General features: G+C 53.4%; 26 protein-coding genes. 7 read left to right on the top strand and 19 right to left on the bottom strand.

Annotated elements, in window-relative coordinates:
- Position 1: 1 nt before the first annotated feature.
- The 5 genes from JNE38_RS03555 to JNE38_RS03535 all read right to left on the bottom strand — a co-directional run bounded on the left by JNE38_RS03555 (position 2) and on the right by JNE38_RS03535 (position 4,434).
- Entirely contained in the window at positions 2-1,606 is a 1,605-nt protein-coding gene (locus JNE38_RS03555; RefSeq protein ID WP_203355268.1) for a response regulator, read from the bottom strand.
- Positions 1,607-1,664: 58 nt separating this feature from the next.
- Positions 1,665-2,150 carry a tetratricopeptide repeat protein gene (locus JNE38_RS03550; protein WP_203355267.1) on the bottom strand — a complete coding sequence of 162 codons (486 nt, stop codon included), beginning with the start codon at positions 2,148-2,150 and terminating at the stop codon, positions 1,665-1,667.
- Positions 2,151-2,267: 117 nt separating this feature from the next.
- The gene (locus JNE38_RS03545) at positions 2,268-2,954 is read right to left on the bottom strand and encodes a heptaprenylglyceryl phosphate synthase (protein ID WP_203355266.1); all 687 of its coding nucleotides are present in this window, start codon (positions 2,952-2,954) and stop codon (positions 2,268-2,270) included.
- A gap of 18 nt (positions 2,955-2,972) precedes the next feature.
- Positions 2,973-3,263: a YerC/YecD family TrpR-related protein gene (locus JNE38_RS03540; protein ID WP_055747723.1), complete on the bottom strand. Its 291-nt coding sequence runs from the start codon at positions 3,261-3,263 to the stop codon at positions 2,973-2,975.
- A 115-nt stretch (positions 3,264-3,378) separates the two neighbouring features.
- On the bottom strand, positions 3,379-4,434 hold the full coding sequence (locus JNE38_RS03535) for a DUF3048 domain-containing protein (RefSeq protein ID WP_203355265.1): 1,056 nt from the start codon (positions 4,432-4,434) through the stop codon (positions 3,379-3,381).
- A gap of 179 nt (positions 4,435-4,613) precedes the next feature.
- Here JNE38_RS03535 and JNE38_RS03530 point away from each other — a divergent pair, with 179 nt between their 5' ends.
- Together JNE38_RS03530 and JNE38_RS03525 are read left to right on the top strand one after the other, a co-directional pair.
- Positions 4,614-5,312: a response regulator transcription factor gene (locus JNE38_RS03530; protein WP_203355264.1), complete on the top strand. Its 699-nt coding sequence runs from the start codon at positions 4,614-4,616 to the stop codon at positions 5,310-5,312.
- A complete protein-coding gene (locus JNE38_RS03525; RefSeq protein ID WP_203355263.1) occupies positions 5,309-6,709 on the top strand; it encodes a sensor histidine kinase in 1,401 nt (466 codons plus the stop codon). The genes JNE38_RS03530 and JNE38_RS03525 overlap by 4 nt, the downstream gene beginning before the upstream one ends.
- A gap of 51 nt (positions 6,710-6,760) precedes the next feature.
- Here JNE38_RS03525 and JNE38_RS03520 read toward each other — a convergent pair whose 3' ends face one another.
- Positions 6,761-7,546, bottom strand: a complete 786-nt coding sequence (locus JNE38_RS03520) for a GNAT family N-acetyltransferase (protein WP_238933548.1) — start codon at positions 7,544-7,546, stop codon at positions 6,761-6,763.
- A 100-nt stretch (positions 7,547-7,646) separates the two neighbouring features.
- On the opposite strand from JNE38_RS03520, the gene JNE38_RS03515 reads away from it, so the two are divergent.
- Positions 7,647-9,149: an IMP dehydrogenase gene (locus JNE38_RS03515; protein WP_203355262.1), complete on the top strand. Its 1,503-nt coding sequence runs from the start codon at positions 7,647-7,649 to the stop codon at positions 9,147-9,149.
- Positions 9,150-9,220: 71 nt separating this feature from the next.
- Here the strand turns inward: JNE38_RS03515 and JNE38_RS03510 are convergent, their stop codons facing one another.
- Positions 9,221-10,195, bottom strand: coding sequence for an aldo/keto reductase (locus tag JNE38_RS03510; protein ID WP_203355261.1), 975 nt, complete (start codon positions 10,193-10,195; stop codon positions 9,221-9,223).
- A gap of 214 nt (positions 10,196-10,409) precedes the next feature.
- Between JNE38_RS03510 and JNE38_RS03505 the strand changes: the two genes are divergently transcribed.
- Positions 10,410-10,874 (top strand): MerR family transcriptional regulator, encoded by a 465-nt coding sequence (locus tag JNE38_RS03505; protein WP_203355260.1) that lies wholly within the window; start codon positions 10,410-10,412, stop codon positions 10,872-10,874.
- Positions 10,875-12,050 carry an MFS transporter gene (locus tag JNE38_RS03500; RefSeq protein ID WP_203355259.1) on the top strand — a complete coding sequence of 392 codons (1,176 nt, stop codon included), beginning with the start codon at positions 10,875-10,877 and terminating at the stop codon, positions 12,048-12,050. It begins immediately after the preceding gene.
- Between the two features lie 94 nt (positions 12,051-12,144).
- Here JNE38_RS03500 and JNE38_RS03495 read toward each other — a convergent pair whose 3' ends face one another.
- The 5 genes from JNE38_RS03495 to JNE38_RS03475 are packed head-to-tail and all read right to left on the bottom strand — an operon-like array spanning position 12,145 to position 17,158.
- Positions 12,145-13,281, bottom strand: a complete 1,137-nt coding sequence (locus tag JNE38_RS03495; protein ID WP_203355258.1) for a M20 family metallopeptidase — start codon at positions 13,279-13,281, stop codon at positions 12,145-12,147.
- Positions 13,282-13,296: 15 nt separating this feature from the next.
- Positions 13,297-14,097 carry an ABC transporter permease gene (locus JNE38_RS03490; protein ID WP_203355257.1) on the bottom strand — a complete coding sequence of 267 codons (801 nt, stop codon included), beginning with the start codon at positions 14,095-14,097 and terminating at the stop codon, positions 13,297-13,299.
- A complete protein-coding gene (locus tag JNE38_RS03485) occupies positions 14,094-14,936 on the bottom strand; it encodes an ABC transporter permease (protein ID WP_203355256.1) in 843 nt (280 codons plus the stop codon). The genes JNE38_RS03490 and JNE38_RS03485 overlap by 4 nt, the downstream gene beginning before the upstream one ends.
- Before the next feature lie 3 nt (positions 14,937-14,939).
- Positions 14,940-16,031 (bottom strand): ABC transporter ATP-binding protein, encoded by a 1,092-nt coding sequence (locus tag JNE38_RS03480; protein ID WP_203355255.1) that lies wholly within the window; start codon positions 16,029-16,031, stop codon positions 14,940-14,942.
- 8 nt (positions 16,032-16,039) lie between these two features.
- Positions 16,040-17,158, bottom strand: coding sequence for an ABC transporter substrate-binding protein (locus JNE38_RS03475; protein ID WP_203355254.1), 1,119 nt, complete (start codon positions 17,156-17,158; stop codon positions 16,040-16,042).
- A 203-nt stretch (positions 17,159-17,361) separates the two neighbouring features.
- Between JNE38_RS03475 and JNE38_RS03470 the strand changes: the two genes are divergently transcribed.
- Positions 17,362-18,123: an IclR family transcriptional regulator gene (locus JNE38_RS03470; protein WP_203355253.1), complete on the top strand. Its 762-nt coding sequence runs from the start codon at positions 17,362-17,364 to the stop codon at positions 18,121-18,123.
- A 54-nt stretch (positions 18,124-18,177) separates the two neighbouring features.
- Here the strand turns inward: JNE38_RS03470 and JNE38_RS03465 are convergent, their stop codons facing one another.
- The 3 genes from JNE38_RS03465 to JNE38_RS03455 are packed head-to-tail and all read right to left on the bottom strand — an operon-like array spanning position 18,178 to position 20,702.
- Positions 18,178-18,501, bottom strand: coding sequence for an AzlD domain-containing protein (locus JNE38_RS03465; protein ID WP_238933547.1), 324 nt, complete (start codon positions 18,499-18,501; stop codon positions 18,178-18,180).
- Positions 18,491-19,192: an AzlC family ABC transporter permease gene (locus JNE38_RS30505; RefSeq protein WP_238933546.1), complete on the bottom strand. Its 702-nt coding sequence runs from the start codon at positions 19,190-19,192 to the stop codon at positions 18,491-18,493. Before JNE38_RS30505 ends, JNE38_RS03465 begins: the two co-directional genes overlap by 11 nt.
- A 1-nt stretch (position 19,193) precedes the next feature.
- Complete coding sequence (locus tag JNE38_RS03455) at positions 19,194-20,702, bottom strand: MocR-like pyridoxine biosynthesis transcription factor PdxR (protein ID WP_203355252.1); 1,509 nt, start codon at positions 20,700-20,702, stop codon at positions 19,194-19,196.
- Between JNE38_RS03455 and JNE38_RS31045 the strand changes: the two genes are divergently transcribed.
- The gene (locus tag JNE38_RS31045; protein WP_343071503.1) at positions 20,682-21,026 is read left to right on the top strand and encodes a YjcZ family sporulation protein; all 345 of its coding nucleotides are present in this window, start codon (positions 20,682-20,684) and stop codon (positions 21,024-21,026) included. The genes JNE38_RS03455 and JNE38_RS31045 overlap by 21 nt on opposite strands.
- Before the next feature lie 130 nt (positions 21,027-21,156).
- Here JNE38_RS31045 and JNE38_RS03445 read toward each other — a convergent pair whose 3' ends face one another.
- Genes JNE38_RS03445 through JNE38_RS03430 form a run of 4 tightly spaced genes read right to left on the bottom strand, consistent with a single transcriptional unit; the run spans position 21,157 to position 24,921 of the window.
- Positions 21,157-21,864, bottom strand: a complete 708-nt coding sequence (locus tag JNE38_RS03445) for an ABC transporter ATP-binding protein (protein ID WP_203355250.1) — start codon at positions 21,862-21,864, stop codon at positions 21,157-21,159.
- 15 nt (positions 21,865-21,879) lie between these two features.
- Positions 21,880-22,656, bottom strand: coding sequence for an ABC transporter ATP-binding protein (locus tag JNE38_RS03440; protein WP_203355249.1), 777 nt, complete (start codon positions 22,654-22,656; stop codon positions 21,880-21,882).
- A gap of 18 nt (positions 22,657-22,674) precedes the next feature.
- Complete coding sequence (locus JNE38_RS03435; protein WP_203357403.1) at positions 22,675-23,958, bottom strand: branched-chain amino acid ABC transporter permease; 1,284 nt, start codon at positions 23,956-23,958, stop codon at positions 22,675-22,677.
- A 9-nt stretch (positions 23,959-23,967) separates the two neighbouring features.
- A complete protein-coding gene (locus JNE38_RS03430; protein WP_203355248.1) occupies positions 23,968-24,921 on the bottom strand; it encodes a branched-chain amino acid ABC transporter permease in 954 nt (317 codons plus the stop codon).
- Between the last annotated feature and the right edge of the window lie 32 nt (positions 24,922-24,953).

Raw genomic sequence — 24,953 nt, 5'->3', positions numbered from 1 at the left:
CCTACTCCTCTTTGCCGCTGCTATTGCGGTACTCTTTGGCTGACTGACCTACGTGCTTGCGAAAGCAGAAGCTGAAGTAATTGGCATCCGTATAGCCGACCTGTTCCGCGATCTCAAAGGTCTTCAGATCCGTGGTTCGCAGCAGCTCTTTTGCTTTTTCCATGCGCAGCTGCAAGAGATAGGTGACAAACGTCGTCCTCGTCTCGCGTTTGAAAATGCTGCTGAAATAGCCGGGACTGATGTGCAGGTCTGCGCACACCTTGTGTATGGAGATGTCTGGAGACTGATAGTGCTTGTGCGTGTAAGCAATGGCCTGATCGACGAGACGCTTGTACGTATGGTGCCGCCCGCTCGCGATGCTGCCCATGATCTTCTCGCAAATGTCGATGACCCGATCCTTTGCCTCCTGCACGCTGTTAAACGTGGTAATCTCCGCGAGCAGATTGGACTGTCCGCCGAAGAGCTGATCCATGTCCACATCGGCTCGCTGTGCGGTCTTGAGGATCGTCGTCATGATCTCCAGCAAGTAGATACGGTAATCGTGAATGGAGACATTCCCTTCCGCCACATCGCAAAACAATTCCTCTACGATCGCGTGCAGCTCTGGCAGGGTCCCCATCTTGATGCAGCGGACGAGTTCGTGCTCCTTTCTCTCGTCGAAGCGTACGCTCTCCCGCGGCTCCTTCTCTACGTCGCAGATGAAAATGAGCCGGTTGGTTCCGAGGATTCCTTTGTAATCCAGCGCCAGCCCCGCATCCTCATACGAATAGGGCAGCCGCGTCACATCGCTTATCTCCGACCCGACACCCACTGTCACGGTAACATTCAGGTACTTTTCGACAGTACGCCGTATTTCCTCTCCGAGCACCTGCATCTGATGATACAGCCGCTCCTCGTGGCCTGCCTCCTTCCGAAGCAGCAGCACGACCAGATCATTGTGCAGGAAAACGATGCCCGCGTATGAGCCCAGCTGGACCTGCTCCTCCGCGATGTTTTTTACTGCAAACAGAAGGATTTGCTGCTCCTCTTTTTTCTTTTGGTCCAGGCAAATGACCGAAACGACAAATTCAGATCCATGCAGCGGGACGCCGTACTCCGCCGCTTTGGCCAGGATATCCTCTCTGGTCAGCTGGCGGGTCAAAAGGGAGGACAAATAAACTTCCCGCAATACCGGCAAGCTTTTCCGATAGCTCTCACGGAGCAGTTGATTATTTTCCCGATGGGCGGCTTCTTCATCCATCCGGTTCTTCACCTTGATCAGCGCATCGATCAGTTCGACGGCAGAAAACGGTTTGAGCACGTATTCGTCGATGTGCAGCTTGACTGCCTTTTGTGCATATTCAAACTCGTCAAAGCCCGTCAGGATGATGATTCGGGTCGCGGGAAACTGGCGGCGCACGGCTTCTGCCAGCTGCAGGCCGTCCATGAATGGCATTTTGATATCGGTCACGACCACATCCGGTCTCAAGCGCTCGACCATGTCCAGAGCTTCTTTTCCGTTCTCGGCTTTTGCCAGCACTTCAAAGCCATAGCCATGCCAGTCAATTTCCTGACTGACCCCTTCTCTCACATCTTCTTCGTCATCTACCAGAATTAATTTGTACATAGGCACCCCCCGCTGATGTACATGTACAACGGGGGGAGTTGGAACTCCTGCTTACTGCTTACCAGGTCTTGTCGAGGTCTTCTGCGTAATGCACAATCGCCCTCCGATAGGCAGAGATGGTCGGGTCGATTGACGTCTCTGCCAAGTTTTGCAGCAAAAGCGTCATCGCCTCATGGTGTCTGCCCAGATTGTAGTAGGCCATCGAGAGGAATACGGGAAAGGAACGGTCCTGGGGAAACTGCTGCCTGCCTTTGGCGAGCGTAGCTGCTGCCTGCTCGTATAGCCCCAGCGTGCGGTAGGTACTGCCCAGTCCCAGCAAGGCCCCCGCCAGATCATCCTCTGGAGCCAGCCCCAGTTCAATTGCTTTCTCGTAATAGGGGACGGCTTCCCGCTCCAGCCCTGCCGCATCATGGCACCAGGCGCATTGGTAGTGGGCAATCGGGCTGTTCGGTTCTCCGGCGACCAGCTTATTGGCGAGTGCGATCGCTTCATCCAGCTTTCCTTCTTTTCGCAGCGTAATGATTTGTTCAATCGCAGGATTCATGGCAAGGCTCCTTTACTGTAGCTGGCTTTGATTCATACTCCCATCTTACCAGCAGATCGTGTCATCTCCCGTGAAATCCTGTACAAAAAAAGAGACCACTCACATGGTCTCTTTCGGTTACCCCTTTACAGCTTTCACAGTCGCCAGAGCGGCCTGCAAATCATCATAGATGACATTGCCCACGACTATCGTGTCGGCAATCGCGGCCATCTCCGCGGCCTGCTGCGGTGTGCGAATGCCGCCCCCGTAGAAGAGATGAGCTTCGTCAGCGCCATTCTTGCATGCACGGACGATTTGCGGGTCACCGTATGTGCCGCTGTACTCCACGTAGACGATCGGGAGACGGCAGATTTTGGTGGCCACCTGCGCATAGGCTTTGGCTTCCGCTGCATCTTCGATCGGACGCGCCCGGGTCAGCTCGGCGACACCCGCATCGGGATTGGCGATCAGGTAGCCTTCCGCGATGATTTCATCCCAATGAATGTAGGAGCCGTACGCTTTGAGGCCCGACACATGCGGAGAAAAAATCCAGTTTGGATCTCCCGCATTGATGACGAGCGGTATCAGATACGAATCAAAGCCCGGTACGACGGCATCCAGCGAGGATATTTCCAATACAGCTGGAACGGCATAGCGACGAATGCGCGACATCAGATCGAGCGTATTGTCAAAGGTGATACCGTACGTGCCTCCGACAATAATTCCGTCTGTCCCCGACTCGCAGATCGCCTCCAGAGCCTCGTCGTCAATGGATTTGTCCGGATCTAGTTTAAACGTATGGCGCCAACTGCGATAGTCAATCAACGATGCCTGCCCCCTACTCTATTTGCCGATCCGCTCCAGCGCCATTTGATAGCCGTCATTGCCGTAGTTCAAGCAGCGCTTGACGCGGGAAATGGTAGCCGTGCTGGCTCCTGTCTCAGCCTCGATCTGGTTGTAGGTAAAGCCTTTGCGCAGCATGCGTGCCACTTCCAGACGCTGTGCGAGTGATTGCATCTCGTTTACCGTGCACAGATCATCAAAAAATTGATAGCATTCTTCCATGGTTTCCAAGGACAGAACCGCTTCGAACAGCTGCTCAATTCCTTTGCCCTTCAGTTTTTCCAGTTGCATATTTATTCACCCCGTTATCGGATCGAAATGCAGTTTCTCACTGTGAAATTTTGAAGCGTTAAAGCCTTCATGAATTATCTTAGAAGAAACCGCCGAGGTCTGCAACCCTTTCTTCCTACTGAAACTTCAGAGCTTGGGCCAAACCGGGAGAGGTCGGCAGAATCTCGATCCACGTATTTCCTGGCAAGAGCGGCAGCTCCTCGGTAAGCGCTGTATCCGAGTAAGCCCGAATCACGCCGCCTGAGCGTTTCCACTTGATTTTGCGCGCTTTTCCTTGCTGAAACAAATACCCGTCGCCAGGGCCTACTACGTCTACTTGACGCCGCCCTTCACTGTCCAGCACGCGGTGCTTGGCTGCAATCACCAGCAGGTTCGTCGCAGACAGCTGCTTGTTGTCGCTAAGGTCCACGTGGGGCTTGCCGGCCGTAAAACGCATGTATTTCTTTACCTTTTCGTCGTAGACAAAGCCCGCTTTGTTCAGAGAGTGGAAAGTGAGATCGACCTTGGTCGCAGGCTCCCCTTCGGTAATCACTGCATCCGCTGGAAGGAACGTAAAGTGCGGAACCTCGGACGTCATCCGCATATTCTTATCCTGCATGGCTTGCTTGATCAGGTCTGGCTTGGTGTACAGGTTATGCGGCGCTTTGCGGAAATTCTCCCGCCAGAAATAGCGGCCGTTTGGAATTTCATCGAGATGGCTGTAATCGGAGCGTGCCAAGGCCGTCAGTGCCTCCTGACTTCCCCCAGCATGAACGAGAACAGCGTCAAATCCGATCCCGATTTGGATAAAATAGGGACGTATGCTCCGAACAGGTCCAATCACGTCCGGCTCCTGGCTTTGGAAAATCGAGAGGAAGCGTGTCATTTCACCTTCTGCCAGTACTTCATAAATCATATCCGCCTTGCTGATCCCGGACTGCGGGCGTGCTGGCGGAGCGTTGTTGATCATCACCATAATGGGGCGTTTGCTGTCCAGGCGCTCCTGGCTCCCGAGACCGGTTAACGGGGCCGTATAGGGAAGCGGTGCCGGCTCTGTCGGCGGTGGCGTCTGTACGATCGGAGCGGGCGGCTCTGGGGCCGGCTTGGGCTGAGTCTCGACAGGCTGACCGGTACAAGCAGTGAGCAGCAGCAAGGATAACAGCATGAGAGACGATGAAATGCGTCGTTGCATGGGATCGCTCCTTTCCATTTTTCTGGGATGGTTTCCCTAACTCTTTCGCGAGGCCCACAGGGAATCCTGCCTTCCACACGTTTTCCACGATTCTCTTACGGGACTGCCACACAACGCTATTTTTCCTATGCTACAATAAAAACAGTAAGAAATGACAGTTGCAAAGCGAGGGCTGAATCATGAATACCCCCTACCTCGTCTATCTGGTGGACGATGAAACCAACCTACTAGAATTGCTGCAATCGTACTTGCAAAGCGCCGGTCTGCAGGTCAAGGCGTTCTCCAGCGGGAATGACGTGCTGCCCTATCTCGAAGAAGAACAGCCTCATCTCTGGATCCTCGATATCATGATGCCGGACATCGATGGCTACGAGCTTTTGCGGCTCATCCGCGAGAAGTCCAACGTGCCGATCATCTTCATCTCCGCACGCGATCAGGACGTAGACAAGATCATCGGGCTCGAACTGGGCAGCGACGATTATCTGGCGAAGCCGTTTCTCCCGCGAGAGCTGGTCATCCGCGCCAAGAAGCTGCTCCAGCGCACCTATGAAAAGCCAGGTGCGGCCCCAGTTCAGGCACAGACCTTTCAGGATTGGGTAAATGTGGGTCCTTATATGATCTCAGAAAAAGGGCGGCAAGTAAAAGAAGGGGAAGAGCTGATCGATTTGACGACCAAGGAATTCGAACTGATCATCTACCTCTTGCACAATCAGGGACTGGCCTTGAATCGGGAGCAGATCCTCACATCCATCTGGGGCGAGGATTACATCGGCTCGGATAGGGCTGTCGATGATCTCGTCAAACGAATCCGCAAAAAAATGCCGAAATTTCCGTTGGAGACGGTCTACGGATTCGGCTACCGGATGACGCGTATATGAGCAAATTCCTGTTGAAAAACCTGCCGCTCTCCCGGCAAATCCTGATCTTGTTCATGATCCTCACCAGCGTGCTCGGGATCGGACTTGGCGTAGGCTATCCGCTGGCGGTCAAGCAATATTTGGTCTCGAATACGTACGAGCTGCTCGAAGACGAGTTTTACACGCTGTCCGAGCACATCACCTTTAATGAAAACAACGAGCTTCTCCCGGTTCCTGCTGCGGCTCCCTACTTTTTGCAATTGCTCTTATCCCGCTATGAATATTCGTTTGATATGATCGTTTACGCGGAAAATGGGAAAGAACTCGGGAGCCGGAGTACGGAACGAATTCCTTTCAGTGACAGCAGGGAGCTGTTTGCCAGAGCTGCGTCCCAACCGAACAATCAGCTTCAGCACGGCACTTTGGATCGCGGGAACGAGAACTATCTGTTCGTCAGCAAACGAATGGACTACCACGGCTTCCCTTACTATATGGTCCTGTTCTCCAAAGAGCAGGAGCTCAATCAGATCAACTCCATCCTGACTCGCCAGTTCCTCCTGGTCTTCAGTCTGCTGCTGTTTGTCAGCTGGCTCTTGGCCATCTGGTTCAGCGGATACTTGAGCAAGCCGCTGCGCAGTCTGGACGAGCTGTGCAAGAAAATCGCCCGCCGTCAGTTTGATATCCCGCTCACGATGGATCGCGGAGATGAGATCGGACAGCTGGCACGGTCTTTCGATTCCATGAAAAATCAGTTAAAGGAATACGACGAGTCCCAGCGCCATTTCATTCAAAACATCTCCCATGAATTGAAGACGCCGATCATGGCGATCCAGGGCTATACTCAGGGTCTGCTGGAAGGTGTCTTTCAGGGACCACAGGCGGAAAAGGGACTTGCGATCATCATGGAAGAGAGCAAGCGGCTGGAGAAGGTAGTCGGCCAGCTCCTGTATTTGACCAAGATCGAGTCGGTCTCCCAGCTGATGCAGATCGGACGCGTCGATCTGGCTGAAATGATGCATCTGATGAAGCAGCGCCTTTCTGTACTGAATCCGAATGTGGAATGGGAGCTGAACCTGCCTCCCGAGCTGATCGTCGAAGCGGACGGTGAGCAGCTGAGCACCGCTTTCGTCAACATCATGGAAAACCAGCTGCGCTACGCCAAGAGCCGATTGATGATCACCGGCAGAATGATTGGCCAAAATGCGGTCATCAGCATCTCCAATGACGGTCCGCAGATCGAGGAAGCATTGCTCGCCAACCTGTTCCAGCGCTTTCGGAAAGGCAAATCGGGCAAGCACGGATTGGGATTGGCCATTGCCCGAGCGGTCTTTGAAGCACACAAAGGCACCATTGTGGCCCGAAACGACCCGGACGGTCCTTGCTTTACGATGACGATTCCGATTTCGTTCAAAGGATAGGCAGCATAGAGAAATCCCCTTTCGATGGAAAGGGGATTTTTTCCGCTGTATCTACCACTGGAACGTGACAAATCCATACCGCTCCACGGTGGCAAACCCGAGCTTTTCATAAACACGGACCGCTGCTTCATTATCCGCAAAGACAAACAAGTACACGTTCGGCGATTTTTGCAGTCCGATCCGGCAGATGTCCGAGGTAATTTGCATGCCCAGTCCCTTCTTTCGATACTCGGCCGCCGTTCCGATGTTTCCGATCTCGACGAAGTCGTCCTCGTAGGCGTGAAAGCCAGCCATCGCGATCAGCTCACCTTCCTCGGATGCAAGCGCGATGTGCGGCATTTCCTTGATCTCTTCGGCCCGAAAGCTCAGCATGCCGATCGCCGCCGCCAGATCTTCAGCCGCTTTTCCTTTTGCCTCTTCAATCTGAAAGGATTCTCCGCGCGGCAAAAGCTTCTCGGGGTCCGTGAGCTTCATCAGGAGCATGGTTTTTCGTTCGATCACATCAGGAATCTCCAAACGCTCTACACACGATTCCACTGCCGTGAGAACTCCCTGCCTTTGCGACCCGTCGTCCCCTTCGAGCCTTGCCCGAAACTCTTCCAGCATCCCTCTTATCGAATACCTGCCTGTTTCTTCTATTAGATAAAACGTGAAAGCGTGAAAGGGCATCCCTCGAAGGTACGATCCAGCCGCCTGCAAGCCTCTCTCGCCGGTATCTGCGAGGGTGAGGGCCCGTTCCCTCCGAAGCCGCAAATTTCCGCAGAAAATATACGTTTTTTCCAATTCCATTTGTTCGAATAATTCAGTCTGTTCGCGCGGATTGAGAGATTTTAGCAAGAAAACACTCCACCTTTCGATTCCCTATTGACGTTATTGCGTCTTCACAGTACCATGAGTAAAATTCTCTAATAAAAAGATTTCATAGGAGGAGAGAGTAGTGGCTTTTTATTACACAGAACCATCTCGGACGTTCAACGAGTTTTTGTTGCTTCCTAACCTCACGACAAAGGAATGCACTCCGCAAAACGTTGACCTTGCCACCCCTATCACCAAATTTAAAAAGGGCGAAAAGCCAGCCATTTCACTAAACATACCGTTCTCATCTGCAGTCATGCAAGCTGTATCCGACCATCACATGGCGGTGGCTTTGGCTCAATGTGGCGGTATTTCATTTATTTTCGGCTCCCAGTCGATCGAAAGCCAAGCGACCATGGTGCGCAAAGCAAAAGCTTACAAGGCAGGCTTCGTTGTCAGCCGCTCCAATCTGACGCCGAGCCACACCCTGAAAGATATTTTGGAACTGAAAGAGCAAACGGGTCACTCTACTGTCGCGATCACCGAAGATGGTTCTGCAAAAGGCAAGCTGCTCGGCATCGTCACTGGCCGCGATTATCGCATCAGCCGCGATTCGCTGGATAAGCCAGTCAGCCAAATCATGACACCTTTCTCCTCCCTGATCTACGGAAAATCTGGAATCTCTCTCTCGGAAGCGAACGATCTCATCTGGGAGCACAAGCTGAACTGTCTGCCAATCGTGGACGATAACCAAAACCTGGACTTCCTCGTCTTCCGCAAAGACTACGATTCTCGCAAAAACAATCCGCTGTCCTTGCTGGATGCCAACAAGAGCTACATCGTCGGAGCCGGGATCAACACAAAGGACTACAAGGAACGGGTACCTGCTCTGGTGGAAGCAGGCGTGGATGTCCTCGTGATCGACTCCTCTGACGGCTTCAGTGAATGGCAAAAAGAAACCGTCCAATATGTAAAAGAAAACTTCAGCAACGTATACATCGGTGCAGGGAATGTGGTCGACAAGGAAGGCTTCCGCTACCTGGTCGAAGCTGGCGCTGACTTCATCAAGGTAGGAATCGGCGGCGGTTCCATTTGTATCACTCGCGAGCAAAAAGGGATCGGCCGCGGCCAAGCGTCCGCTGTGATCGAAGTGGCTGCTGCCCGCGACGAATATTTCAAAGAAACCGGCATTTACGTCCCGATCTGCTCTGACGGCGGAATTGTGCATGACTACCACGTGACGCTGGCGCTCGCGATGGGTGCCGATTTCGTGATGCTGGGCCGTTACTTCGCCCGCTTCGACGAGTCCCCGACCAAAAAAGTGAAGATCGGGAACAACTTCGTAAAAGAGTATTGGGGTGAAGGTTCCAACCGCGCCCGCAACTGGCAGCGCTACGACACCGGCGGCAAACAAAGCCTGGTGTTCGAGGAAGGCGTAGACTCCTATGTTCCATACGCAGGCAGCTTGCGTGAAAACATGGACCGCACCCTCCACAAAATCAAATCGACGATGTGCAACTGCGGCTCCCTCTCGATCGCAGAGCTGCAGCAAAAAGCACGCATCACGCTCGTCTCCGCTACAAGTCTGGTAGAAGGCGGCGCGCATGACGTCATTCTGAAAGAAAGCAGCATGGCTGCCGAATAAATGATCTGACAAAAAACGATCCTCTCCGAGCAATGCTTGGGGTGAGGATCGTTTTTCATTTCCTTTTGCAGCTAGGACAAGCGGTAGACAGCGAAAGGCTCTCCATGGCGGTACGGCTCGCTCAGCTGATCCAGCTGCGATCGAGTAGACTCGTCCAGCTGGATGGATGTACTGGGGACGTTATCCGTCAGCTGCTCCACGCGCGTCGCTCCTACGATCACGGTGGAGACGACTGGCTGATGCATCAGCCATGCGAGAGACAGGGCGCTAGGCGAATGTCCCAGCTCGTTTGCCAGGCTGCTCAGCTTTTGTCCAAAGGCCACCTTGTCCTCGTTCAAAAACCGGGTAAAGCGCGGCTCCTTATCCGCACGCGATCCTTCAGGCGCTTGCTGTGTGGAGGTGTACTTTCCGGTCAGGATCCCGCCTGCCAACGGAAAGTACGGAATGATGCCGACTCCCTGATCGAGGCATGCTGGAACCAGCTCTTTTTCCGGTGAACGGTCAGCCAGAGAGTAGCTGACTTGTGTGGATACGAAGCGATTCAGCCCCAGCCGCTCACTGATCCCTAGTGCTTTGACCAGTTCCCACGCCGCGTAATTCGATGCCCCGATATACCGCACTTTCCCTGACCGCACCATGTCATCCAGTGCCCTCAGTGTCTCTTCCAATGGCGTATCGGGATCAAACGTATGGATCTGGTACAAATCCACATAATCGGTTCGCAGCCGTCTCAAGCTGTTTTCCAGCTCCATCTGCAAGTGATAGCGGGAGGAGCCTTTTTGATTCGGTCCTTCGCCGCGTACCAGCCCTGCCTTGGTCGCCAGCACCACTTCATGCCGTCTGCCTTCCAAAGCCCCTCCGATAATGCGCTCCGACTCCGTGTTCGTGTAAATATTCGCGGTATCGATAAATGTAATTCCGCTATCGATCGCCTGATGGATAATCCGTGTAGAGGTCGCTTCGTCTGCTCGTCCTCCGAATGAATTGGTGCCGAGTCCCAGTGCAGAGACCTTCATACCACTGCTGCCCAAACGACGATAGTGCATCGTGTTCACCCTCATTTCCTCGGAAAATGTACTACCTACCTTCCATTATCTCTCAATAACAAACTACTGTCTCCCGCTCGCATAACTCTTTTTTGGAAAACAAATCCTAGATCGAGAAGTTTTCACATTGCAAAACCATAACGTTTACGTTAAAGTTATTGTTGTGCCCCAAACGATTCGGGAAATGAAAGGGATCAATGAAGGGAGGGAGGGCATGTACAAAATCGAGGAAGTCGCACAGAAAACCAAACTGACCAAAAGAGCCCTCCGTTATTACGAGGAATTGGGACTCGTGTCTCCATCGGGGAGGACCGAGGGCGGCTATCGCATGTATACGGATGCTGACGTAGAGCGGATCCTTTACGTCAAAGACATGCGTGATTTGCTCGGTGCCTCCTTGGGCGAAATCAAAAACATGGTCGAGCTCGGCCGGCTTTATGAGGAGCAGCGGGACTTTTACAACGAGCATTACAAAAACCGCGATCTGGATGGGCCTGAGCTGCTCAAACGGATTGAGATGCTGCAAACATTGGAAGATACGCTCACACCGCAGCGCGATTTGCTCGTCAGCAAAATCGAGCGGATGCAGGAGCTCTTGCAAAGCTATGAGGAGAAACTTGAGAGAATCGTCAGCAAACGAACCGAGCTGACTTCACAATATAAGGGAGGAAACAACTAGATGTCTTCAGATGCACATTCACTTCGTACGATCCTGAAGCAGACCAAATCTGCTTATGCCGTTGCGTTCGCTTGCGTAGTAGCCTTCATGGGGATCGGATTGGTAGACCCGATCCTGCCTGCCATCGCCAGCAAGCTGAATGCCACTCCTAGTCAGGTATCGCTGCTGTTTACCAGCTACATGCTGATGACCGGAATCACCATGCTGGTTACCGGATGGCTGTCAAGCCGGATCGGTCCCAAACGCACCATGCTGTTCGGGTTGCTTGCGATCATCATCTTTGCTTTTTTGGGCGGCATGGCAAGCTCCGTCAACGGGATCGTCTGGTTCCGCGCCGGATGGGGATTCGGAAATGCCTTTTTTATTTCAACAGCACTCGCTGTCATCGTCAGCGTAGCTACTGGCGGTACAGCTTCCGCCATCGTTTTGTACGAGGCCGCAATCGGTCTGGGTATGTCGGTCGGGCCACTCCTTGGAGGTCTTCTCGGCGGAATCAGCTGGCGCGGCCCTTTCTTCGGCGTATCCGTTTTGATGGCCATCGCATTCCTGGCCGTCTATGTTTTGCTGAAGGATGTTCCAAAGCCTGCGAAACGCACGTCGCTCCTGGATCCCTTCCGCGCCTTGCGCTACCCTGGTCTGTTTACGATGGCCGTCACTGCCCTATTATATAACTTTGGCTTCTTTACCCTGCTCGCTTATTCACCGTTTGTCCTGCACATGGATGAGCATAGCCTGGGTCTCGTCTTCTTTTTCTGGGGCGTCCTGCTAGCCGTGACCTCCGTCATTATCGCACCAAAGCTGCAGGACCGCTTCGGTTCTGTTCCGACTCTGTTTGCCATGCTTCTGCTTTTGGCCATCGACCTCGCCTACATGGGTTTTGGCGTCACTTCCCAGACAGGGCTGGTCGTCGCGATCATCCTGGCCGGCGGGATCTTGGGGATCATCAATACGATCCTGACTGCCTCTGTGATGGACGTCGCCCCTGTGGAGCGGGCCGTCGCCTCTTCCGCGTACAGCTTTGTCCGGTTCGTAGGCGGTGCCATCGCTCCATGGCTCGCCGGAAAACTGTCAGAGGTCTATGCCCCAAGCATTCCGTTTTACGCGGGAGCGATCGCTGTCCTGATCAGTATGCTCGCCCTCTTTATCGGACGCCGTTTCCTGCGTGAGATCAAGTGATGATTGCCCTCGAGAGAATTGAAAAGGCACCTGCCTCGATGTGATTTGCTTCTCACATCGGGCAGATGCCTTTTTCTTATTCCTTGTTTTCTCTCTATACTTCTTCGATCAAACGCGCCAGCAGCGCAGCGCGGACCGATATTTCACCCAGTTCGATCCATTCCTCCGGCGAGTGGGCCAATCCTCCTTTGGAGCCGAGACCATCCAGAGTAGGGGTGCCGCATGCAGCTGCGAAGTTCCCGTCGCTCACCCCGCCTGTCCCTGATTCCTCGAGCGCGAGCCCCAATTCGCTATCGCTGATTGATTTAGCCAGCTCAAACAACGCTCCGGTCTCTTCCGTCCTCTCCATCGGTGGACGCCTGATGCCTCCGGTTACCTCGATGGTCGTCCCCGCGAGAGACGGCTTCAGCTCGCGAATGACCCGTTCGATCCGCCTAGCCTCCTCCATGGAAACGATCCGCACATCCACTTGCGCCTCGGCAAAATCAGCGACCACATTCGAGCCGATCCCGCCATTGACCGTGCCGACATTGATCGTCGTCCCGCGGTCATAATCGGTAAGCGAATGCAGATATTGAATTTGCCTGGACATTTCTTCGATTGCCGATATCCCTTTTTGATGATCGACCCCGGCATGGGCCGACACCCCGTGCACCTGCAGCGTGAAATGAGCGCTTCCCTTGCGCCACGTCTTCAGTGCGCCTGATGGCTCTGTCGGCGGCTCCAGCACGAAGCAAGCGATCGACTTCGATGCCTCCTCCTCCACCAGCTTGCGGGAAGTAGGGCTTCCGATTTCTTCGTCGCTGTTTAGCAGCAGGACGATCTTTTTATCCTTCGGCAAGCGGTCGAGCTGCACCAGGGCACGCATTGCAAACATCGCCTGCAACACTCCAGCCTTCATGTCGTAAACGCCCGGACCGTACGCTTTGCCGTCCTTTATGGAGAAGGGCCTGAGCGCCGCTTCTCCTTTTAGCCACACGGTATCGTAGTGACCGATGATCAGCACTTGTCGATCCCCGTTGCCCAATGTGCACCGCACCTGATCCCCATATAGGGAGTTCGGGACCAGCTCCGCCGCCCCTGTGGTCAAGCGTTGAAATTGAAGGGCAAACCACCCTGCCATTCGGTCACCCAACTCTTTGTCCCGCGATGGGGAATCCATGTTGACCGCTTCTTCGAGCAACTTCAGAAAGTGTGTCATGTTGTCTTGTAAATACGTGTGAATTGACATAGTGCCTCTTCTTCCTTAGTGGGATTGAGAATTGAGTCCGAATAGGCGCTCCAGTCCGTATACCTTTTCCAGCAGAATGATGAACACCAGACTCAGCAGAATGACGACGGACGAGATGGAAGCCACCAACGGGTCCAATGTCTCCTGCATGTAGGTGAAAATCGCCAGCGGCAGTGTCGTTGTATCCGGGGCCACCAAAAAGAGCGAAACCGTCACGTTGTCAAACGACGTCAAGAACGAGAAGATCATTCCGGACACGATAGCAGGCCGCAGGAGCGGAAGTGTGATGTCCCAGAACACGCGAAACGGATGAGCTCCCAGCATGTATCCCGCTTTTTCCAGCGTGTAATCAAAGGAGCTGAGACCAGTCAATACGAGCCGCACCACATACGGAATAGAAATCAGGATGTGAGCGAGCAAGAGACCGGTAAACGTCCCCGCGATGCCGATCCGTGTAAAGAACAGCAGTGCTGAGATCCCGATAATCAACGATGGAACGGTGAGGGGCGAGAGCATCAAGGCGTTGAGCACTCCACTCCCGCGAAACTTGTATTTGGACAAGGCAAACGCCGCGAGGGTGCCCAGGAAGGTCGCCAGCACTGCTGTGATGGCCGCCAGCTTGAGACTCGTCCAGAGCGAATCGATAAACTCCGGCCTGTCCAAAATCATGGAATACCATTGCCAGGAAAAGCCCTCAGGCGGAAAAGCCAGATACCCTGCAGCCGTAAACGAGCTCGGGATGATGACCAGAAACGGCAGATTGACCAAAAGCAGCACCAAAAAGGTAATGAGCCCTAGTATGTTGATCTTTTTCATGACGCAAACACCTCTTTGTACCTCTTCGTTTCAATCAGCTTGGTGTACAGCGTAACGAGCACGATCGTGCTTCCTAACAGAAGGAAGGCAAGAGCGGCACCCAGCGGCCAGTTTAACGTCGCCATGATTTGCTCGTAGGCGATGACCGGCATCACTTTGACGGATGTTCCACCCATCAGCGCAGGTGTGACGAATGCACTCATGGACAGGCTGAACACCAGCGTCGTTCCCGCAATGATGCCAGGCAGACTGAGCGGCAGCGTCACAGTGAAAAAGGTGCGGACACGCGAAGCACCGAGAATCGATGCCGCTTTGTTCAGCGAAGGATCGATGGCGTACATGCTCGTCGCAAGCGCCAGCACCATGTAGGCGATAAACGAGTCGGTCAGGCCGATCACCACTCCCAGCTCGTTGTATAAGAGCCGCAGCGGCTGATCGATAATCCCCAGAGCGACCAAGGATTCATTGATCCAGCCCTTCTCCCCCAGCACGACCACCCAGCCAAAGTTGCGGATGACCACACTGATCAGATGCGGGGCCAGAATCAGCATCGTGACGATTCCGCGCATTTTCCCAGTTGCCTGCGCCATGTACATCGCTACCGGGTAACCGAGCACCAGCGAAGCGAGCACAGTCCAAAGACTGACGCGGATCGTTCGCCACAGGATTTCCACATAAAACGGATCTTGCACAAACAAGGCATAGTTTTTCAGAGAAAAAGCTTCGTTTTCATCCTGAAAGCTGAGCATGAGCATCAAGAGCATCGGAATCAGGAAGACACCCAAGAGGACAATCATGGCTGGCGCTGTCAGCAGTGTGATCGAGAGACGTTTGCTCATCCGTCATCCCCTCTCTGCTGGCATGACCAGCACGTCTTCCGGATTCCATTGGCAGAACACCTTCGTCCCCGCCTCACGCTCCGCCGATTTGTCGCTCATCTGCACTTTGACAGACAAGTGGTGTCCGCCAGCATGCACCTCGCACTCGGTATAAGACCCGAGGAACGAAGCCAACTGCAGAGTTCCTTCTGCCTGATTGATCCCCGGCCCGGCCGCATCGGTCAACGTGATTTTTTCCGGCCTTACAAAGACGATTACCTTCTGCCCCTGTGCAAACGGGCGCTGCTGCTTGGCTGCATGGATGGTCATTCCTTCTTTGGTGCGAAGGGTGAGTCGATCTCCTGCGATGTCGACCACTTCGCCCTCCATCCGGTTGGTCTTTCCGATGAAAGTATGAACGAATTCAGAAGCTGGCTCATTGTAGATTTCCAATGGCGTACCGATCTGCTCCACGAAGCCGTGGTTCAGTACCACGATCCGGTCAGACAAGGACAGGGCTTCCTCCTGATCATGCGTCACAAAAATCGTCGTCACGCCGATCTCCTGATGCAGACGCTTCAGCTCATCGCGCAGCTCTTCCCGCAGCTTGGCGTCGAGGTTGCTGAGCGGTTCGTCGAGCAGCAGCAGGGATGGCTCGATGACCAGCGCACGCGCAATCGCGATACGCTGACGCTGGCCCCCGGACAGCTGCTTGGGGTAGCGGTCCGCGACATTCGGCAGCTTTACCAGATCCAGCACACGCGATACCCGCTCCTGCATTTCGGACTTTCCTACTTTTCTCAGCTTCAAGCCGTACGCGATGTTCTCCGCCACCGTCATGTGCGGAAAGAGGGAGTAGGTCTGGAACACCATTCCCAGCTCCCGCTTGTAAGGGGGCACGCCATTCATGCGCTGCCCCTTGATCAGCAAATCACCGCCATCGGGGTCGAGGAAACCCGCGATCATGTTCAGGGTCGTGGTCTTACCGCAACCAGATGGTCCGAGGAAAGAGATAAATTCGCCCTGCTCCACCTGCAGGTTGAAGTCTTGAACCACGACATTGTTTTGAAATTTTTTCATGATGCCGCGTAGTTCGACGTCAATCACCTTGGTCACGAAGACACCTACTTTCCTGTTTTTGGTGCGATTTCTTTATTGAAGCGATCCAGCCAGTTGGATGTTTCTTTGCTGAGCACTTCGTAGTCGAAGTTCACGACTTTGGAGCGATCAAATTCCAGTGTTTTTGCCACATCGTCCGGCAGCTTCACCGGAGTGGCAGGGTTGTAGAACAGCTTGGTCGCATAAGCGGTTTGGACCTCATCTGTCAGAAGGAAATCGATGAACGCTTTCGCTGCTTGCGGATGCTTTGCCCCTTTTACCAAGGTAGCCACGTTCGGCACGATGTTACCGCCTTCTTCAGGGAAGACGAACTCTACCGGCAAACCGGTTTCTTTTTGCGTCAGGCTGCGAGCCATTGTCCAAGTGGTGTAGGCTGCGCTCTTGTTCTGCAGATTTTGCTGGAGCTGAGCGGCGCTCTTAGCAAAAGTAGGCATGTAGCCGGCGATGGTCGCCATCTTTTGGAAACCAGCCTCAATGCTCGTCTCCGATCCGCCGTTGGCATACGCCAGCATGATCATGGTCGAGCGGCCAAAGTTGCTCGCTACGTCTGTCATGGTGATGTTGCCCTTTACTTCAGGCTTGGTCAGATCGTTCCAGGACTTCGGAACAGGGAGGTTCTTTTCTTTTACGAGCTCGGTGTTGTAGGTGATTCCCATCGGAGTGAAGTTCACGACGACACCGCTGTCATCCTTGATCTTCAAATCACCCGGCACATTCTTCATATTCGGGATGTCAGCTGCGGATACGGTCTCCCACAAGCCTTCCTGGCGGCCTTTTTCTTGCTCCCCGCCCTCGACGATGGTCAGGTCGATCTGCGGAGAGTTCTTTTGCGCTTTGACTTTCGCCACGATTTCCGTAGAAACGCCAGACACATACGTCAGCTTTACATTCGGGTATTTTTCATTGAACTTTTTGAAGAACTCATCCTTCATCAGCTTTTCTACCGTTGCGCCATTACCTGCTACGACGAGCGTGTCTTCCAGCTGCACCTGTGCAGGAGCGCTGTCTTTGGAGCCAGCTGGCTGGGCTGGAGCAGCTGCTTGCGGTGCTGGCGAGCCACACCCTGCAAGCAAGGAACCTGTCAGAGCAAAAATAGAGAGTACGGATAATGCCTTTTTCTTCACGAATGTTCAACCCCCGATTTTTCTAAGTTGTTCACGAATAGAGAACAGCGTTTGCTATTCGAGAACGATAGTGCTATACTACCATAAAGGAATCTGACTATTCAAGGTAGTCCCATAAAAAAAACCATTAGCTCAATTCTAGGAGTAAGCGTTTCCTTCGTTATGGTAGAATAAGAGCAATGAGCTTCAAAGGAGACGGTTTCATGGATCAAGTGCTCTCTTCTGTCCGCAACAGCTGCCGGCTGTTAAAGATTTTCCTCGACTCGCCGAAAGAACTCGGCGTCACGGAATTAAGCAAGATGCTAGAGATGTCAAAGGGAGCCGTGCACAAGCTGCTCTCCACTCTGGAATCAGAGGGGTTTATCCGCCAAAACGAAAAAACCAAGCAGTACACGCTTGGCTACACCCTCCTGGAGCTAGGAACAAAAGTATTGAAAAATCACGACATCGTCGATTTCTCGATGCCTTATTTACATCGTCTGGTTTCCCGCACCAACGAGCTGGTCGTGCTGTGCGTGAAGGATGCGCGGGACGCCATTTACGTCGCGAAAGTGGACTCTCCGCATCCGGTTCGCTTTACCGTGGAATCGTTCCGGCGTTTCCCGCTGTACTCGACCACTGCGGCACGGGTACTGCTCGCCTATCAGCCAAAGGAATTTCAGGATGACATCCTAGAGGAGGCGACACTCAAAACATACACGCCTTACTCCTACACTTCGATCGATTCCCTCAAGGAAGATCTGGCGGTGATCAAATCGCGCGGCTACGAAATCAGCTCCAATCGCCGCAACAAAGGAGTCACTGGTATCGCCGCTCCGATCTTCGATGCCGCCGGTCAAGTGACCGCTTCGATCAGTGTCATCGGACCGTCGGATCGCGTTCTTCCGCAGCAGGAAGACATCCTGCACGAGACGCTGGAGACCGTACAGGAAATGTCCGCACTGCTCGGATATCGACCTTCATGAAAAAACGGCAGCTCGGGACTTCCTCACAGTCCCAAGCTGCCGCTTTTCTTTCCTTCACATCCACAGCGCCAGCTGACGCCAAAGCGCAACCACGATGACCCCTGCCAAGAGAGCCAGTACGATCTGTTTTTTCCACAGACCGACAACAAGCGCCGCAATCCCGGCAATGAGATATTCCGGACTCCATTCCCCTTTCGGTGCGTGAAACAGAATGGGGGGAATCGTCATGGAGCTGAACACGCCTACCGGAACCATCGCCAGCCCCCGCTTGAGCCAATCCGGTATCTCCCAACGAGAGCTGATCAAGAGCATGGGAAAACGGGTCAAGTACGTGATGAGCGCCATCAGTCCGATATACAGCAAGACTTTATCGTTCACGGCTCACCGCCCCAGTCAACGCAGCTGTCTGCGTCCCAATCGCCACGGCTGTCAACGTCCCGGTAATGACGGCCACCGTCGCTCCGCCCAGAGCGTAACCTATGCATGCCACCGCAGCAGCACCCCCGGCCACTTTCACATGAAACGGGGACACCAGATTCACGGCGAGAAATCCGAGAAACGTCGCTACAAAAGCGAAATCAAGTCCATAGGCTTCCGTCTGGGTAAATACGGCCCCAAACCAAGCCCCCGCAAAGGTGCTGACATTCCAGATCAGGTAATCCGCAGCACTCGCCCCGGCGAAATAGGGGAGGCTCGGTTTTTCACCGGATGCCAAATACGTCGCTTTGAGCGCATACGTCTCGTCATTGAGCCATCCTCCCATCAATGCGAGCTTCCACGGCGACGTTCCGCGAAATTTTGGACCAAGCGACAATCCGTACAGGAGATGCCGCGCATTCAACAAGAGCGTAGAAACCAGAATCGGCCAGCCTACTATTCCTTGAGAGATGAGTCCTACTGCTGCAAATTGAGAGGATCCGGCATTGACCAGCAGCGAAAACAGCATCGCCTCCGTCACACCCAGCCCGGCTTGCCTCGCCAATATCCCAAATACCAGACCATCCACGATCCCCGAAGCAGCTACGGGGAAGATCTGTTTCATTCCTTTTGAAAAAGCTGTGTACGACAAGCTACCTGCGCTCCCTTCTCCACGCTCTCTCCTCCAAGGACGGGACGACTGATGATAAATAGGGCTTCCACACTCGTGAAAGCAGTCGTATGCCAGCCTCGATATCCTTGATGGACTGGCCGCCAAAGCCGAATTGAAAGGAGGGCAGCGCGTTTTCTACCGGTCTGATCCATTTGTGACAGGCCGGATGGACGCGGATTCCCGCCTCCTCGGCAATTTTGGCGAGCTCTTTAGAGCTGTGTGCACTCTGAACTTCCACCATTACCGACATGCCCGCATCCTGACCCGTAATCCGTATAGACGGCCCCATCTCTTCTTGCAAGACATGCAGCATGGCTTCATGCTTTTTGCGATACAGCGTCCTCATCTTTCGGATATGTCTCACCCAATCGCCATGCTTCATAAACAGCGCCAATGTCTCCTGATGGACCCGCGACGCTGTCTGATCAAATTCGATCAGTCCCTCTTGATAGATCGACAGCAAGGAATGGGGGAGGACCATGTAGCTGATCCGGATCGTCGGCAGCAATGCTTTGGAGAACGTTCCCAAATAAATGACGCGTCCCTCCGTATCCAGCCCTTGCAGGGACGGGATCGGTCGTCCGCTGTAGCGAAACTCCCCATCGTAATCGTCCTCCATGATGTAGCTCTCCGTCCGATTCGCCCATTGCAGCAGCTTGAGCCGCTTCGCATAGGGCATCACAATTCCGGTAGGGTCCTGATGGGAAGGCGTGATGTAGACCAGTCTTGCCCCGCTATTCCCCAATGCCTCCACGTCGATGCCGTCCTCCTCCAGTGGAATCGGTTGGATCTCAAAGCCCAAATGCAAAAACACCGCGCGCACGCCGTTATACCCGGGATCCTCCATCGCGACAGCTTGTCCGCGCAAGCCGAACAAAAGGCCAAGCAAGGTAATCATGACCTGCGTACCTGCTCCGATCACGATCTGTTCGGCTGTCGCCTGAACACCGCGGGCTTGCCTGAGGTAGCGAGCGATTTCCTCTCGCAGGGACAGCTCTCCCTGACGATCTCCATAATAGAGCACACTCTGGTTTTCCCGCTGCATGCACTGATGGGTGTACCTGCGCCACAGTTCAAACGGGAAATGCTCCGCATCGACCTGCGCCTGATGAAAATCATAGCGAATCGGAAAAGCTGCCTTGCTATGGGCCTCTGCCGCTGCTTGGGGAACAAGTTCCTGCTTGCTCCCTTTCGGCACGGGCTGATTGTTGCTCACACGACCGGCAGACACAGGACCATCCCATTCCACATCGACTACGTAAAAACCGCTCCGCTCCCGGCTTTCCAAGTATCCTTCCGCGAGCAGCTGATGATAGGCGGTTTCCACAGTCGTTTTGCTCACTCGCAAATGATGACTGAGAGCACGGACAGAGGGCAATCTCGTTCCGGACGGCAGCCGTCTCGACTGAATTTCCACACAAAAATATCGATATAATTGCAAATACAACGCTTCGCTTCCTTCTACCAAATGAGGACTGATGTCCAGCACAGCACTCCCTCCTCACAAACCAGGGCTGACTCTTTTCCCATTTGTAAAATTGCAAAAATGACGAATAGGACTATCATAGCAGAAATGAAGCCTGACGTGCATGCTATTCCTCACGCGATCATATGCCACGCCATCCGCGTACATCCATTTGCTGTTTTCCACGCTGGCCCCTCCTCATTTGTCCAAGCAAAGTCAACACTTTGCTCATATCCTGTCAGCAGTCATGATAAAGGGGGGGAAGGGACAATGGGCTTCTTTGGAGATGATTTCTCGTTGGTTCTTGTGCTTTTTATCTTGTTGGTGATCATAGCCTGCGAGTGCTAATTTTCACCTGGCGCGACCCGTACGAAAAAGAGGGCCACTTTCCAGCTCTTCCGCCTAGAAAGCAGGCACACTCCTAGACGTGGAAAGCCCCGTGCTCGAAAAGAAGCACGGGGCTTTTCTCTTGTGCTAGTTACGCCAGATACGCCTCGCGCACCTGTGGATTTGCGAGCAAAGTCTGCGCGTCGTCCTTCAAGATGATTTCACCTGTCTGGATCACATAACCGCGGTGGGCTACCGACAAGGCTTGGTTCGCATTTTGCTCAACGAGCAGGATGGTCATCCCTTCCTTGTTCAGCTCGGTGACGATGTCAAAAATCTGCTCCACCAGAATAGGCGCCAAGCCCATGGACGGCTCATCGAGCATCAAGATTTTCGGCTTCATCATCAGTCCGCGTGCGATCGCCAGCATCTGCTGCTCTCCACCGGACATGGTACCGCCCTTTTGGTTGATCCGCTCTTTCAAGCGAGGGAAGTATGCGAATGCCCGCTCGACTCCCTCGTCGATGATTTTTTTATCCGTGACAGAGAAAGCACCCATCTCCAGGTTTTCACGAACCGTCAGCTTAGGGAAAATGCGACGTCCTTCAGGCACGTGAGCGATCCCCAGGTGCGCAATATCATGCGTGCGCAGCTGCGTGATGTCCTTGCCGTTGAAGGTGATCTTGCCTTCCTTTGCGCGTGTCTGTCCACAGATGGTTTTCAGCGTAGTCGACTTCCCCGCTCCGTTTGAACCGATCAGTGTGACGACTTCGCCCTGCTCTACGGAAATCGTCAAGCCCTTCAACGCGTGGATTCCGCCGTAATAGGTATGAATGTTTTGCAATTCCAACAATGCCATAATCGTTTCCTCCTCCTACGACACTTCCGACGCGCTTTTTCCGAGATACGCCTCGATTACGTTCGGGTTGTTGCGGATTTGCTCCGGTGTTCCCTCTGCAATTTTGCGCCCGTAATCCAACACGTGGATGTATTCGCTAAGGCCCATGACCAGCTTCATGTCATGCTCGATCAAAATGATGGTCAAATCCAGCTCACGCTTCAGGCGGCGGATGAAGTCCGTCATCTCTACCGTCTCACGCGGATTCATCCCCGCTGCCGGCTCATCCAGCAAAATGATGCTCGGATTGGTCGCCATGGCGCGGGCGATTTCCAGACGCCGTTGGAGACCGTAAGGCAAGCTGCCTGCAGCTTCGTTGGCTACGTGGGCGATCCCGACGTACTCCATCAGCTGGTACGCTTCCACGCGGGCTTTTTCCTCTTCCTCCCGCACGCGCTTGGTGTTGAACAAAATCCCGAGCAGCCCGGCAGACAAGCGGCTGTGAACGCCGACCATCACGTTCTCCAGTGCCGTCATTTCCTTGAACAGGCGGATATTCTGGAATGTCCGCGTAATGCCTCGGCTTGCGATCTGGTCTGGCCGAAGACCTTTGATGCTTTTTCCGTTCAGCAGGATCTCGCCTTCATCCGGCTCGTAAAAGCCTGTAATCATGTTAAAGAAGGTCGTTTTTCCTGCACCGTTCGGACCGATAACAGCCGTGATCGAACCTTTATCAATGGATATCGAAACGTCCTGATTGGCCACGAGACCGCCAAATCGCTTCGTCAAGTTTTTCGCTTCTAGCAATGCCATCTCTTTACCTCCTTGTCCCTACGATTGTTTGCCCGAGGAAATTTGAGAAATCTTGCTGAGAATCCCCAGCTTCGCTTGGCCAAACTTGCTCGCTTTGATTGCATCGAGATCGTTTTTCTTCCTCTTCGCCGGAATCAGCCCGTTCGGACGATACAACGCCACGAGTATCAGCATGATCCCAAAGACGAGACGCTGGAACTTGGATGGGTCCAATTGGTTCGGCAGATTGATGATGCCCGATTGTTGCAAAGAGTGCAGGAAGTTAGAGAATTCTTTCAACAGCTGCACCTGCAGGATCGTAACAAATGCTGCCCCCAGTACTACGCCCGGGATGCTGCCGCTTCCTCCCAGGATGACCATGACGAGAATCCCGATCGATTCCATCAAGGTAAAGGAGGTAGGGTCGATAAAGGTCTGCTTCGCTGCGAAAATGACTCCGACGACACCTGCAAAGGATGCACCCGTCGCAAAAGCAGCGAGCTTGGTATTCAAGAGGGAGATCCCCATCGATTGGGCCGCCAGCTCATCCTCGCGAACCGCAATCCATGCACGCCCCAGTCGGGAATGCTCGAAGCGGATATTGGCGAGTACGATGAAGGCAATGACGAACAATACGATGAAGTAAAAGTAAAACGGCGTCCCCATTTTGATGCCAAACAGCTCCGGGGACGGAATCGGCGTGATCCCCTGCGGCCCGTTCGTGATGTTGATCGGTTTGTCCAGGTTATTGAAAATGATTCGGATGATTTCCCCGAAGCCCAGTGTTACGATCGCCAGGTAGTCCCCTTTTACACGAAGCACAGGCAAACCGAGCAAGACCCCAAACACCGCTGCGACGATCAGACCGACGATGAGGAACGGCCAGAACCATTCTCCCGACAGCGGGAACAGGTTGCCTGCGATGAATTCGTTCGCCTGGGAAGTGGAGAAAATCGCGTAGGCGTACGCACCTGCTGCAAAGAACGCTACATATCCCAAGTCAAGCAATCCGGCAAAGCCGACTACGATATTCAAGCCAAGCGCCATCGCAACGTAGATCCCTACCTGCGAAGCTACTTCCATGTAGTAGCGGTTGTCCCCGGCTACCAGCGGAATGATGATGAGAAGCACAGCTGCCCCTATCACCATCTTGATCGCTTTGGATGTGTTTGTGTAATAAACCAAAACGATGGAAGAGAGAATTCCCAAAAACGCAAGGACCGATTTATCCAAGAAGTGCAGGGAGGCTGCAAATGCTACGATCCAAATCAGTGTGACGAGAAGAGGAATGCCATTGAACGATTTCCATTTCATGTTTGCCACCGTAATCACCTACACTTTCTCTTTCACAGCTTCGCCAAACAGCCCTTCCGGCTTGAAGAGAAGCACGAGGATTAGAATGCTAAACGCAAACACGTCTTTGTACTCTGCACCGAAAGCTCCATTGGTCAGCGGTCCCATGTAAGCCCCCGAGAGTGACTCCAGCAATCCGAGCAGCACGCCGCCCACCATCGCACCTCGCAGGTTCCCGATACCACCCAAGACAGCTGCGGTAAATGCCTTGAGTCCGAGAATAAAGCCGATGTACGGGTCGATCGTCCCGTAGTTTTGTGCAAACAGCACGCCTGTCGCACCGCCGAGGCTGGAGCCGATCAGGAATGTCAGCATGATAACTTTGTCTACATTTATAGTCATCAGCGATGCCGTGCTTCTGTCCTGTGCTACGGCTCGCATGGCGATTCCCCACTTTGTTTTGTTCACAAACAGAGTCAAAGCCACCATCATTACAATCGCAAGCACAATGACAACCAATCCTTTTGCTGGGATGGTAGCCACTCCGCCCAAAGAGATCGAACTAGTGAAAAGAGTAGGAGTGTTCAGATAAAACTCGTTACGAGCCAGCGCTTCCGTAAAACGAACAAGGTCCTGCAGCAAAAACGAGACGCCGATGGCAGAAATCAGTGGAACCAATCGCGGAGCCCCTCGCAGCGGTCGATAGGCAACCCTCTCAATCAAAACCCCTAATCCCCCTGTCAAAGCCATCGCAACGACAAGTGTGATGAACAAAGCGACAAACGGATTCATTCCTTTTAGTGCACCCAGTGCGTCAGTAATGAGCAGTACTTCTGTTCCGACAAAGGCCCCCACCATGAAAATTTCACCATGAGCAAAGTTGATAAATTCCAGAATACCGTAAACCATGGTGTAGCCAAGTGCCACGACAGCGTACATGAAGCCAAGCGTTAAACCGTCAACTAACACCTGAGGCAAAATGTTGAGCAACATGCTTTCCCATCCCTCATTTCTCCGTAAACTTG

The organism is Brevibacillus choshinensis, assembly GCF_016811915.1.
Classification (GTDB): domain Bacteria; phylum Bacillota; class Bacilli; order Brevibacillales; family Brevibacillaceae; genus Brevibacillus; species Brevibacillus choshinensis_A.
Note: the sequence above shows the minus strand (reverse complement) of the source record. Positions and strands in the feature narration are given on the sequence as shown.

Bases quoted from the DNA above. Each gene is read 5' to 3' on its own strand.
- JNE38_RS03510 (WP_203355261.1), bottom strand. From the start codon at position 10,195: ATGCACTATCGTCGTTTGGGCAGCAGTGGTATGAAGGTCTCTGCACTG.
- JNE38_RS03555 (WP_203355268.1), bottom strand. From the start codon at position 1,606: ATGTACAAATTAATTCTGGTAGATGACGAAGAAGATGTGAGAGAAGGG.
- JNE38_RS03490 (WP_203355257.1), bottom strand. From the start codon at position 14,097: ATGAAAAAGATCAACATACTAGGGCTCATTACCTTTTTGGTGCTGCTT.
- JNE38_RS31045 (WP_343071503.1), top strand. From the start codon at position 20,682: ATGAGGACTGATGTCCAGCACAGCACTCCCTCCTCACAAACCAGGGCT.
- JNE38_RS03440 (WP_203355249.1), bottom strand. From the start codon at position 22,656: ATGGCATTGCTAGAAGCGAAAAACTTGACGAAGCGATTTGGCGGTCTC.
- JNE38_RS03430 (WP_203355248.1), bottom strand. From the start codon at position 24,921: ATGTTGCTCAACATTTTGCCTCAGGTGTTAGTTGACGGTTTAACGCTT.
- JNE38_RS03445 (WP_203355250.1), bottom strand. From the start codon at position 21,864: ATGGCATTGTTGGAATTGCAAAACATTCATACCTATTACGGCGGAATC.
- JNE38_RS03495 (WP_203355258.1), bottom strand. From the start codon at position 13,281: ATGTCAATTCACACGTATTTACAAGACAACATGACACACTTTCTGAAG.
- JNE38_RS03550 (WP_203355267.1), bottom strand. From the start codon at position 2,150: ATGAATCCTGCGATTGAACAAATCATTACGCTGCGAAAAGAAGGAAAG.
- JNE38_RS03500 (WP_203355259.1), top strand. From the start codon at position 10,875: ATGTCTTCAGATGCACATTCACTTCGTACGATCCTGAAGCAGACCAAA.
- JNE38_RS03470 (WP_203355253.1), top strand. From the start codon at position 17,362: ATGGATCAAGTGCTCTCTTCTGTCCGCAACAGCTGCCGGCTGTTAAAG.
- JNE38_RS03485 (WP_203355256.1), bottom strand. From the start codon at position 14,936: ATGAGCAAACGTCTCTCGATCACACTGCTGACAGCGCCAGCCATGATT.
- JNE38_RS03535 (WP_203355265.1), bottom strand. From the start codon at position 4,434: ATGCAACGACGCATTTCATCGTCTCTCATGCTGTTATCCTTGCTGCTG.
- JNE38_RS03530 (WP_203355264.1), top strand. From the start codon at position 4,614: ATGAATACCCCCTACCTCGTCTATCTGGTGGACGATGAAACCAACCTA.
- JNE38_RS03505 (WP_203355260.1), top strand. From the start codon at position 10,410: ATGTACAAAATCGAGGAAGTCGCACAGAAAACCAAACTGACCAAAAGA.
- JNE38_RS03525 (WP_203355263.1), top strand. From the start codon at position 5,309: ATGAGCAAATTCCTGTTGAAAAACCTGCCGCTCTCCCGGCAAATCCTG.
- JNE38_RS03540 (WP_055747723.1), bottom strand. From the start codon at position 3,263: ATGCAACTGGAAAAACTGAAGGGCAAAGGAATTGAGCAGCTGTTCGAA.